Origin of the sequence: Phocaeicola abscessus CCUG 55929 (assembly GCF_000312445.1) — a bacterium.
Lineage (GTDB): Bacteria > Bacteroidota > Bacteroidia > Bacteroidales > Bacteroidaceae > Phocaeicola > Phocaeicola abscessus.
The window spans coordinates 242,978-254,695 of record NZ_HE997182.1 but is presented as its reverse complement, the minus strand read 5'-3'; the positions used below and the strand labels follow the sequence as shown (position 1 = coordinate 254,695).

Sequence of the window (11,718 nt, the reverse complement as noted above, 5' to 3'; positions counted from 1 at the left end):
TATATGAAGCTTTTTTTGAACGGGACTATACCCTTATCAGCAGGGCGACTTCCTCTCTGTCTTTTTTCATTTGTTCGACGAGTTCTTCCACCTGTTCGTACTTTCGTTCCGGGCGAAGGTATTTCAGCAATTCCATACGAAGCGGCTGCCGGTAGATATCGTCGGAGAAATTCAGGATATGCACTTCGACGGTCCGATCCGTTCCATTGTCCATGGTAGGGCGTTTGCCTATATTCAACATGCCGGCGTATCGATCCTTTTTCATGTAGACGTATGCGGCGTAAACGCCATCTGCGGGCACCAGTTTACCGACATCGTCGATTGTCAGATTAGCCGTAGGGAAACCTAATTCTCTGCCGATGCGATGTCCTTCGACAACTATTCCGCTGAGGGAATAAGCATAACCGAGAAAGGCATTGGCTTGTTCCACCTTTCCCTCTTTCAGCAGGCGTCGAATGAGGGACGAACTCACCGTATGACCTTCTTCCACATACTTCTTTGCGCATACCACTTCGATATGCAGTTCTTTTCCATAATGGCAGTAGTCTTCGAATTTCTCCGTGCGGTTATGCCCGAATTGGTGGTCGTAACCGACCACTAACGTACGGATATGAAAACGCTCGCGGAGCAGTTTCATGAAGTCATAGGCGGATGACAGGGAAAGTTCGTACGTAAAAGGCAGCATTATGCAATGCTGGACACCGGTTGTTTCCAACAGAGCTAACTTTTCGTCTGCAGTGGAAAGCAGCTCCGGTTGGAAAGATTTATTCAGAACCTTGCGAGGATGGACGGGGAAAGTAACGACGGCAGAATCGATTCCTCGTTTCCGTGCAGCAGCCTTTACTTGCTCCAACAAGAAACGATGCCCTCTATGGACTCCGTCGAAGAAGCCGATAGTTGCCACACTGTCCTGGAAGGAACCGATCGAAGAGCCGCTGATAATGTCCATATGCTACAAATCGAACAATCGGGTTAAATCCGTCCCTACTCGATATCGATGGGTTGCCATGCCGACGGAGGCTGCACCTCGGCAATTAACGTCCAAGTCGTCGATAAAAAACGTTTCTTCCGCTTTTAACTGTGCATCATACAGCATTTCTTTGTAAATTGCCGCATCAGGCTTCTCCAAATGCATCTCGAAAGAGAGGTAAGGCTTCGTGAAGAAATCGTTTACCGTATGCCCTTGGCATCTGAACAGCTTTTCGCGTGCATAGTTCCAATGCAATTCATTGGTATTGCTCAGGAGATAAACCCGGTACCGTTCTTTCAGTTTTAGCAAGAGATTCAACTTGTAAGAAGGAATAGTGCCTAACATCTCGTTCCACATATCGCTGATATCCTTATCGGACAAACCGGAATTCAGATGCTTTCGAAGTTCATTTCGGAACTTGTCGGTTGATATTTCGCCTTTTTCGTATAAGTCGAATATGCGGTCGCGTTTTATTGCGCTGAATCGATCCTCGATATCGGAAAATCCTGCTGCCCGAAAGGCATGGAAGCAACGCTTGAAGTCTAAATCGACAAGTACTCCTCCGAAATCAAATACTACGTTTTTTATCCGCGTATCCATTTGCTGCTATTTTTCTTTTTAATCTCCGTCGTTTCAGTAACCGATCGATCTCTCCGATCCATAAGATCAGAGAGGTGACACTTATTATAGAAATCCATTCTACAGCACTCAGCGGAACCGTACGGAATATCTCTCCTCCGAATTGCACAATGCCCCACTGCCCTATGAGAATGATTGCGGCGACGCCTAACATCCCCAAGGCATGATGAACTTCCTTAAACGCAGCATGATTCGTTCCGAATACGCTCACATTGAACAAGTTCCAGAACTGAAGCATGACAAATACCGTGAAGAAAACGGTAAGCGCCCAGACCGTTTTTTCAGGGGGGAGCAGTCTGATGACGGACATCATGCCCAGCAATACGGCGAGGAAACCGCTTCCAACGCTTACGATGTTATTTCGCATCGCTTTTGTGATGATGAAATCGCCTGTTTTTCTCGGCTTTTCATTCATCACCTCCGGCGAAGGAGGTATTGACGACAAAGCCATTGCAGCGAAAGTATCCATAATCAAATTCACCCAAAGCATTTGAGTCACGGTTAAAGGCAGAGCCGTCCCGATAAATGCGCCGAGGAGCACGCTTACCAGCGCCACCAGATTGATCGTCAGCTGGAAGACGATGAACCGCTGGATGTTCTTGTACAAAGAACGTCCCCACATCACCGCCGTGGCAATGCTGTTGAACGAATCGTCGAGCAAGGTGATATCGCTGGCCTCTTTGGCAACCGACGTTCCTGATCCCATCGAAAGGCCTACTTGCGCATGGTTTAAAGCGGGAGCGTCGTTGGTGCCGTCTCCTGTAACGGCAACCACAGCTCCTTTCTTCTGAAGCAGTTGTACCAGCCGTTGTTTATCCATCGGGCGAGCACGACTCATGACTTTTATATCCAATACTCTCTCCAAAGCTTCTTCGTCCGACAATACGCCGAATTCGATTCCCGTGATCCTGTTTCTCTCCGTGTCCTTCGAAGTCCACAGACCGATCTGGCGAGCTATTTCCGTCGCCGTTCCCGGCGTATCTCCCGTTACGATCTTTACGTCGATGCCTGCCGAGCGACATTTTTGCACGGCAGCAGGAACGTCCGGACGAACCGGATCGTTGATGGCAAAAAATCCTAAAAAGGTCAGCTCTCCCTCTTCAAACAACTTCTCGCATTTCTTTCCGTCTTCTTCCGATACATATTTATAAGCCACTGCCAAGGTACGCATCGCCTTCCTTTGGCAATCGGCCAACTGTTGTTCGTAGGATCGTTTCTCATCGATTCCGATCCGCGCTTTCGAGAGGATAATTTCGGGCGCACCTTTCACATATAATATCTCCCGTTGGGCGACGGCAGAATAGACCAGGGTCGCCATGTATTTCCTCTCCGTCGAGAATGTCTGCTGATCGAGGATCGTCGCATTTTTCCTCAGTGCGAGATAATCGCCGGCCCGTCGTTTCATCCAGAGCAGCAGTGCCGCCTCTGTCGGATTGCCCACCCCGTTATTTTGTTCGTCTAAGAATGCGGTAGAATTTACGCAGAGGCCTTCGTCAATCAAATCCATGTTCCGTTCGTCCAGCGTTGCTTCATAGACCTGCATCTTGTTTTGGGTCAGCGTTCCCGTTTTATCCGTACAGATCACGGTAATAGCTCCCATCGTTTCGCAAGCGTGCATTTTACGGACCAAGTTGTTCGTTTTCAACATCCGGCGCATATTCAATGCCAGACTGAGTGTCACGCTCATGGGCAAACCTTCCGGTACGGCCACTACGATCAAGGTGACGGCCATCATGAAATATTTCAAGACGATGCGGGCGATGTGCACGCCTTCTTCCCAGCCGTTAATCCCTTGTTCGCTGATATAAAGGTAGAGGTCTCTGACCGTAAAGACGAGGAAGGTGATAATCGCTATGGATAGGCCGACTTTCTCGATGAAATGGGCTAATTTCGACAATTGGAGATGTAAAGGCGTCTCTTCCTTATCCTTCTCGGAAGCTTGCTGAGCCACGTTCCCGATCTCCGTAGCGTCGCCGACCTTCCGTACCTCCATCACGCCGTGCCCGTCCACGACAGTCGTCCCGCGGTACACCCGATTGCTGGGATAGGTCGCCTCCTGCTGGAAAGACGCTTCGTCGGTAGTCTTTATCGCGATCAATTCTCCCGTCAGGTTCGATTCGTTAACTTGCAGAGAAATGGCCTCCAACAATATCCCGTCGGCAGGAATATCCTCGCCGACGTTCAGCATGACGATGTCTCCCACTACCAGATCTTTCTTAGGTATTTCCTGCACTTTTCCGTTGCGGACGACGGTGACCGGAGTCTCTTCGTTCACTTCGTTCAGCAGGTCGAATTTCTTGTTCGCGTCGTACTCGAAGTAGAAGCCGATACCGGTAGCCAGAAAGATGGCGAAGAATATGCCGATCGTTTCGGCATATTCCCCTTCTATCAGGGAGACGATAAAGGACAAGAGGGCGGCCACCAACAGTATACGAATGACAGGATCGCGGAACTTCTCCAAATAGAGTTTCCACGCAGACGGACGTTGGGGAGGTGTCAACAAATTGATGCCATGGGCCTTTCGACTGTCGATCACTTCCTGATCCGTCAATCCGTTGAGTATATTGCGGTGAATGGGACTTATCATACGTTTCTCTAACTTGTTGCAAAAATACGAATTAATATGCTCCCGTTTATTATAAAGAGTCGAATTAATTCTTTTTTATTAATTTTGTGCAGAAAGGTTTTTAGGGACACTGCCATATTTTAAATCGCATTCCGATGAAAAAGATCATCTTGGCATTCGACTCTTTCAAAGGGTCCGTCTCTTCGGAAGAAATTGCCGTTGCGCTCGACAGAGCAATTCGCAAGGATTTTCCCGGCATCACTGTCCGGACATTTCGGATAGCGGATGGAGGGGAAGGTACTACCGAAGCGTTATGTTCATCGCTCAACGCTTCCCGAACCACCTGTTGGGCGCACGATGCGCTGATGCGCCCCATAACGGCTACTTACGCTATCGCGGAAGACGGTAGGACGGCCCTGATCGAGATGGCTGCGGCGGCCGGGTTGTCCCTGTTGAACGGGAGAGAGAGGAATCCGCTGCACACCACGACGTACGGAGTCGGAGAAATAGTCAAAGATGCGCTTTCAAAAGGTTGCAGGGAGATGATCTTGGGGCTTGGAGGAAGTGCGACGAACGATGCCGGAACGGGAATGCTTTCAGCCTTGGGCGTCAAATTCTTTACTGCCGAAGGAGAAGAAATTTCACCCTCGGGAGGACGATTATCCGCCATTTCATCGATAGATACCAGCCTGTTGCTACCCGAATTGAGCGAGACGTCGTTTCGGATCCTCTCCGACGTTGACAATCCTTTCTGCGGCAGGGAAGGCGCAGCATACATCTTCGCCCCGCAAAAAGGAGCGGGCGGGAAAGAGGTCGTTCTCTTGGACAACGGCCTGCACCGTTACGGAGAACTGATCTTAAAAACGACGGGGACGGACATCTTCCATCTCCCCGGAGCAGGCGCCGCCGGAGGCATGGGCGGCGGACTGCTTCCCTTCCTTCGAGCCGAACTCTTGCCGGGAAGCAAGACCATCTTGGAAATACTTCATTTCAGAGAAGCGATTAAGGGCGCTTCGCTCATTCTGACCGGCGAAGGGAAGATCGACCGCCAAACTGTCAGAGGGAAGGCCTTGAAAGGTATTGTCGATATAGCCCGAGAAGAAAACGTGCCGGTAGCGGCTCTCTGCGGGGCGGTAGCAGATACCGAAGAGCTCAACGGGGCGGGCTTCGCGGCGATTTTCTCCGTCCAGTCTTCTCCCGTGACTTGGAAAAGGGCCATGCGGAGAGATATCGTTCTCGGCAATTTGTCCAGAACGGCCAGACAGATAATCCGACTGATGTTTTACAAAGAGTGGACGAATCCGGGCAATCGCTCATGACGATGAGAAACGGCGCGCCTTTCTGCCGACCAGCCTGTCTCCAACTTTTTTATTAATTAACTTGCAAAAGCAGAAAGAATCGATTACTTTTGCAGCGTACTGAATAAAAGCCGTCTGCTGCGAAGGAACTTCGTGGCAGCAGAGCGAGCTTAACGGTATGCCGGACTTGTAGCTCAGTTGGTTAGAGCAACAGACTCATAATCTGGAGGTCCCTGGTTCAAGCCCAGGCTGGTCCACATTGAATATCAAGCACTTACAAAGATTTTGTAGGTGTTTTTTCTTTTATTGGCGAACATAAGGTGAACATAGAGCACTCGGAGTGACCTTTAGGTGACCTTTTGAAATACAAGAGTATTTTATGAGAGTTCACGAAATACTATCCCCTTATCAGTAGACGGAAATGTATGAGTGATAATGAAAAACAACTTTCGTAGGCGTTCCATTCCGTCCATCTTGGTCCATGTTTTGTGAGTCTAACTTAACTACAAAAGTAAACATGTAACTTTGTAGCCAAAATAATTTGTTTAACTCTAAAATACATCAAGAAAATGAAGAAATTAAGCATGTTACTTTTGGCTACAGGTGCATTCTTGTTCACCTCATGTGGGGATTTGAAAAGCTATGTGGCAAACTATTCTGTTGGACTTGCAACTGTAGAAAGCCCTGCAGATGCGAAACAACAGTTCGGAGAAACGAAAGTTGTAAATTTCGATGAAGGTGGTATCAGCAAATATCGCTACGAAGATGATTACATTGACATCGTATGGTATGTAGGATTGAAACAGTTCAATTTTACTCTGAAAAACAAATCTGGACACACATTGAAGATAAACTGGGATGACGTTAGCTATGTTGATGTTAAAGGACAGGTTGGTCGTGTAATGCACTCTGGCGTGAAATATACCAACCGTAACAGTTCTCAACCAGCAACAACAGTTCCCAAGGGAGTAAGCATTAGCGACATTCTTCTGCCAACAGAAAATGTATACTATGTGTCGGGCCAATATGGAGGATGGAGAGAGACCTACCTAATACCTTGTGTATAGAAGACACCAGAGGATTTCAAATCAGAAGTGCCCTCTCTTGTGGGAAAGACCTTGACAGTAATGATGCCCATCATGATTGAGAATGTTCAGAACGACTACACGTTCACATTTAACATCGATAAGCTTCTCAACGAAGCGAAATAAGAATTACACATTATGCTGAACGCCATCCCCAAAGGGTGGCGTTCAGTGCTTAATTCCATATCTTAATAGCAAAAACTTCACCTTGTGTTTTGTAGTTTCCAACATTATTTCCCCTATATACATGTTCAGCTTCAAGAATGGATCCTTTACATATTTTATATATGTCGCATTTGTCTCCTACCATCAAACTACTGTTTTCGGATTTCTCAACTTTTAATATATTTTCGCCGTTTCTTTGAACCACAATAAAAGATACTTCCCTATTCAAATATGAAAGATCTATATGAGTACCGACTTCAAGTGAATGAATATAAATGGTTTCATCTTCATACTCCCATACGCTATCAATATTAACTTGTTGGATTAGTTCTCTCCAATCCTTATATCCAAGATAAATTGCTATTGTATTTAGGGTATAGTCGCTCGCTTTTCTGTCATCATCAACATAATTGAAAAGACGCTTAAGTGTAGTAACTCCTATAGTACGTCCCGTTTCATTAAAGACGTACATAGATAAAAGGTCAAAATCACCAGCTTTATCAAATAGCAGTTTTGACCGTTTCTTAATTTTTTCTATTATAATATTATTCAATGTCATAGTCTTATGATATTTATTTCCAAGCATCCCAATCATCAGCATAACTAAAGCCACCAAAGGCACTGCCAAATTTAGTATTACGGCTGGATTTGTGGTGATGCTCTTCTTCATAACCTCTTATCCCTTCAAATATGTCTTTGAAGGGTTTCATAATGATGTTGTCGTTTTCTGTACTGATTGCCAAACCGTATGCTGTGGAAAGAATGGGGCAAAGTTCTTCATCTATGATTTCATCAATATCTTTAATACTTTTGGCGTTCCATTCTTTATGTGAAATCTGCTTTTTGTCTTGATAACCAGCATAGCTGACTCGAAGAGTCTTGAATGTGCTTCCACCTCCGCAATATACGAGAGGACGGTTTTTTAGGGCATCCATGAGGCGATGCATATTTAAACCAGTCTGTTGCTTAAATTCTTTCTGTAATTTTGAGCGCAGGGTGTCGCACACTTGGTTTACCTCATTGATATAAATGTTTCTACGTCCTTGGATGATTGAAGAAGCATCCTTTACATTGACTTCTGTCCCTGTTTGGTTACTCTCATTGGCTCCTGTCAGATAGTTCAACCCTTTGTTAATTGAATAAAAGTCATAGACTTGTGGCTTGTTGTCTTCAATTGTGAAGAAAGAAATGTCTGTGGTACCACCACCAATATCAATCATTAGGCTCATCCCTGTAGCAAGTTTGCCCTGACTAATAAGAGGTTTCAGACAAGCATAAGCTTCAGGAAAAACCAATAGTCCGTATTCGTCTTTTATCTCTTGTGAATACGGCACGAGATCCGTCAATTCGGTTAGCTCCTTCATTGGAGTAGCCAGAAACTTTTCTTTGTTGTTGGCAAACACATCTTCAACCAGTCTGTATGCTGATGCTATTATCCGTGTTGCGATGACTTTAACTTGATGAACATGGCCACTGTCAGTAGGTGCTCCCATCTGAATAGTGAATTCCTGTCCATACTGTTTTTCCAGATCGAAAAGGATATATGCAAGATACCATGTGGAGAAATACATGGCGTTCACCTGTGACATGCCAGAAGGATAGGGTCGGAATGTACTTTGCTTAAAGTATCTGATAATTCTCCCGTCATATCTGCGAGGAAGATAGCCGTATGACAAGAGCCCGTCTTTCCCCACGCCGACTAAAGAGGGAAGAGTATAAAAAAACCTATTGTATGTATCGAAGAACTTCATGAAGGTGTACTCCTTTTCTACGCCGTCCTTATGCTCGATACAGACCTTTGTCTGATGTGTCCCAAAGTCAAGCCCTACTGTAATCATAACGTCAGATTATATTTATAAGGTTTAGTGATACGATGCTTTCGCCAATCTCTATCTGTGATGCTTCGCGGATTTGAATCAAACGATCCTCTTTCTCTTTTTCCATTTGCTGTATTCGAGCCTGAGCGAGGCGAATAGCACCCTGAAGCTGCTGCACTCTTTTCTCGTCTACATTAAAAAGCATCTCTATGTCAGATTCCCAGTTGCGGATATATCTGCGAAGGTTGTCAATGATAGAGGCATAGTATTCATTCGTCTGCTTTTCGTTTCTTTGTCTGTCACTTTCTACTTGTAGCTTTATTTCGGACAACCTTTCACTTTTCAACTCGCTAATCTCCTCAGCAAAATCATAACGCATATCCTGAAGCATTTCCGCATCGATGTCTCTATTTGAGGCATTGTGTTCCTCACCATCTGTTTGAGAACGTGAGAAAACACGGTCAACCATTTCTTCATTCTTTACAATTTCCCTATCATTTATGCTATACAGTAAAGGAAGCAAGGTTTCCGTATGCTTAGGAACACCAAGCACTTTTCGTGTTACGCTTATCTGATATACAATAAGATAATATGCAGCACCTGCTTGTAACATATCATCTTTTGTCAGGGCATAGCAGAATGATGTTTTTGATGCGTCATCGTGTTTGTGGAAATAACTCAGACAGGCTTGTATGATTGGATGGTAGATATTCATAAACAGCAGCTTGTTGTTATCGTATGCCATTTGTTGATTAAATGTCATACGAAGCACTTGTTTGTCTTCAATCTCACGTTTGAACTGCCTAAATAACGTATCATTTTCTTCACCGCCTGGCTGGTAAAGAGTCAAGAAATTTTTGAGAATACGGGGATTACTCAATGGTAACTGCAACTCGTAAACAGCGTTGTCCACTTTTGTAAGCGTACATGTAGATAGTTCTTGACGGATAGCAGACTCCAGATAGTTTCTTAGTTCTATCTCAGTTACATAAGCATTGTTATTCTGAATCCGATTGATTTCATCCTTGAAATATGCGTCATTTGTAAGAGCGTTGTCCAATCCCTCTTCCAGATGCTTAATGCTTTCTTTTTCATTAGCAACGGCAAGCTCAATTTCAGTAATTTTCCTTCGTTTCTCCTCGTCTGTCAACCGGCTTGTATATAACTCCTTTTCCAATTTATTATACACATCTTGGATTGTGACGCTGCCACCTCGTTCAAGTGGAGCATCCAATATGGCTTCCATGTCACCAATTGTGCCACGGAATATACCGATACGGTCAAGAAGTCGGATATAGATGTCTTCTTGAATAGAATCGGCAACGATGATGTTGTAGATATTTACAGTTGGTGATTTCTGACCGAAGCGGTCAATACGACCGATACGCTGTTCAACAACCATCGGATTCCATGGCAGGTCGTAGTTCACCATAGAATTACAGAACTGCATGTCCAAACCTTCACTACCTACTTCAGAAGAAAGGAGAATATGGGCGTTAGGGTTATTTTTGAACTCATCAAGCACATCTATACGGTTATCAATCATACCGTGAATCATCAATGTGCCAAAACCTCGATTCTTAAACCGAATCTGTAGGTATTTCAGAGTCTTTCGGAATAGAGCAAAGATGACAATTTTCTTTGTTCCATGCTTAAAAACCTCGTCGATAATTTTAAGAAGCTCCTCAAATTTGGCATCCGTATAATCTGCATACTCATCAATGCTTTTGTCAAGACTGTATTCAGAGTTAAGATAGGCATAGACACTACTTGCTACCTGGCGTTTCTTCTGCACCAAGCCTAATGTCCCTCCCTGAGTGAGCACTTCTTCGCCCCAATAGTCCGTATAGGAATTGTCATCAATATATTGCTCGATTACATTATCGAACTCCGTCCGTTCTTTTTCGGTCAAAATAACCTTCCTCATGTGAGGCTTTCGCTCTGCCTGAGACATATCAGTCGTGACCTCGCGTTTGCGGGTACGAGAGAATATGTTATTCATCATGCTCATGGATGATATAAGATATTGCAGACAGGCACGATTCTTCGAGTTGTCTTCACCATTGAGCATTTGAATGATTTCCTTATACATCGCATCATCGGCGAAAGCCTTCCCTACAGTCGTTTGATGAGAGTAGATTTCCACTTCGTCAGAGAAGAAGCGAGTAAGTATTTCAGACTCATTCAGCTTCTTTGCAATAACAGGAAGTGCGACATGATGATTTAAATCAGTCAGTGCCTCGACAAACGGACGGTTTTCTTGAAGCCGGTTATCAAAGATCTGATAATTATAATATCTCGTGTTATCAAGCAGATGAAGCAAGTTATACAGGTTTTCTGTGCTAATCATCACAGGTGTTGCCGTCAAGAAAATGGCTGCGTTTGCCTGACTCATTATAATTTCAGCACCTTTGTATGTCTGAGTCTCACGATTACGCATCTTATGAGCTTCATCACATAGCACAAGACTGAAGTGGAAGTCATTCCCAGAAAGGAAATCGACAATATTCTTAGGCATATTATCCTTTTCCTTCTTAGCCTTATCATTTTCCTTATGTTTCTTCATGCGAATCTTCTCATAATTAACGATTGCATGAACAGAAACACGATGCTCCTGCATATCAGTGATGAGCTCCTTCTGGCTGTCGTATATCTTGAACTGTAGTCCGAATTTGAAAGCCAGTTCATCCTTCCATTTCCTCTGCAAAGATTTCGGACATACGATAAGTACATGATGCAACTCACGGCGAGCCTTCAACTCCAGCATGATATGTCCAGCTTCAATAGTCTTACCAAGACCCACTTCATCCGCAACCAAAAGCCTCCTATTAGGTGAGTTGAGAAATTTGAGCAAGGGTTTAAACTGATATGCCCGGAAGAGCGTCTTCGATGCTTTCAGTGAAGATATGGTACTGTTGTTAGAACTGCGTATCTTAAAAGTCGTGTTCTTTTTCGAATACTCAGAATAAGAACCGAAGATGCCACTCATACAACGCTCAAACGGATCAGCAATATTACAGTCAGGCAACAGATTCACTTCAAGTTCATCAGTCACGATGTTTCCCCAGCTAACTTTGTATAACTGGCGACCACGACGTGGCGGCATGACCTCAATGATTGTGCCATGCCCTTCTGAATCAGCTTTGATGACTTTATTTCCTATATTGAACTTGCTCAT

Annotated in this window: 8 protein-coding genes and 1 tRNA gene; 3 read left to right on the top strand and 6 right to left on the bottom strand. The window is 44.7% G+C overall.

Annotation, left to right across the window (positions count from 1 at the left end):
- Positions 1–25 precede the first annotated feature (25 nt).
- Genes BN102_RS01145 through BN102_RS01135 form a run of 3 tightly spaced genes read right to left on the bottom strand, consistent with a single transcriptional unit; the run spans position 26 to position 4,196 of the window.
- The gene (locus BN102_RS01145; RefSeq protein WP_019207213.1) at positions 26–949 is read right to left on the bottom strand and encodes a bifunctional riboflavin kinase/FAD synthetase; all 924 of its coding nucleotides are present in this window, start codon (positions 947–949) and stop codon (positions 26–28) included.
- Between the two features lie 3 nt (positions 950–952).
- The gene (locus BN102_RS01140; RefSeq protein ID WP_036787061.1) at positions 953–1,570 is read right to left on the bottom strand and encodes an HAD family hydrolase; all 618 of its coding nucleotides are present in this window, start codon (positions 1,568–1,570) and stop codon (positions 953–955) included.
- Positions 1,539–4,196 carry a calcium-translocating P-type ATPase, PMCA-type gene (locus BN102_RS01135; protein WP_019207211.1) on the bottom strand — a complete coding sequence of 886 codons (2,658 nt, stop codon included), beginning with the start codon at positions 4,194–4,196 and terminating at the stop codon, positions 1,539–1,541. Before BN102_RS01135 ends, BN102_RS01140 begins: the two co-directional genes overlap by 32 nt.
- A 134-nt stretch (positions 4,197–4,330) precedes the next feature.
- Here BN102_RS01135 and BN102_RS01130 point away from each other — a divergent pair, with 134 nt between their 5' ends.
- The 3 genes from BN102_RS01130 (at position 4,331) to BN102_RS01120 (ending at position 6,540) form a co-directional block, all read left to right on the top strand.
- Entirely contained in the window at positions 4,331–5,494 is a 1,164-nt protein-coding gene (locus tag BN102_RS01130) for a glycerate kinase family protein (RefSeq protein WP_019207210.1), read from the top strand.
- Positions 5,495–5,656: 162 nt separating this feature from the next.
- Positions 5,657–5,730 (top strand) — tRNA-Ile (locus BN102_RS01125).
- A gap of 312 nt (positions 5,731–6,042) precedes the next feature.
- Positions 6,043–6,540, top strand: a complete 498-nt coding sequence (locus tag BN102_RS01120) for a hypothetical protein (RefSeq protein WP_019207209.1) — start codon at positions 6,043–6,045, stop codon at positions 6,538–6,540.
- 193 nt (positions 6,541–6,733) lie between these two features.
- Here BN102_RS01120 and BN102_RS10975 read toward each other — a convergent pair whose 3' ends face one another.
- From BN102_RS10975 to BN102_RS01105, 3 genes are read right to left on the bottom strand one after another with little or no spacing between them, the layout of a single operon-like run.
- Positions 6,734–7,282 (bottom strand): hypothetical protein, encoded by a 549-nt coding sequence (locus tag BN102_RS10975; protein ID WP_036787058.1) that lies wholly within the window; start codon positions 7,280–7,282, stop codon positions 6,734–6,736.
- Positions 7,283–7,295: 13 nt separating this feature from the next.
- Complete coding sequence (locus BN102_RS01110) at positions 7,296–8,561, bottom strand: acetate and sugar kinases/Hsc70/actin family protein (RefSeq protein ID WP_019207207.1); 1,266 nt, start codon at positions 8,559–8,561, stop codon at positions 7,296–7,298.
- Between the two features lie 4 nt (positions 8,562–8,565).
- Positions 8,566–11,718 (bottom strand): DEAD/DEAH box helicase, encoded by a 3,153-nt coding sequence (locus tag BN102_RS01105; protein ID WP_019207206.1) that lies wholly within the window; start codon positions 11,716–11,718, stop codon positions 8,566–8,568.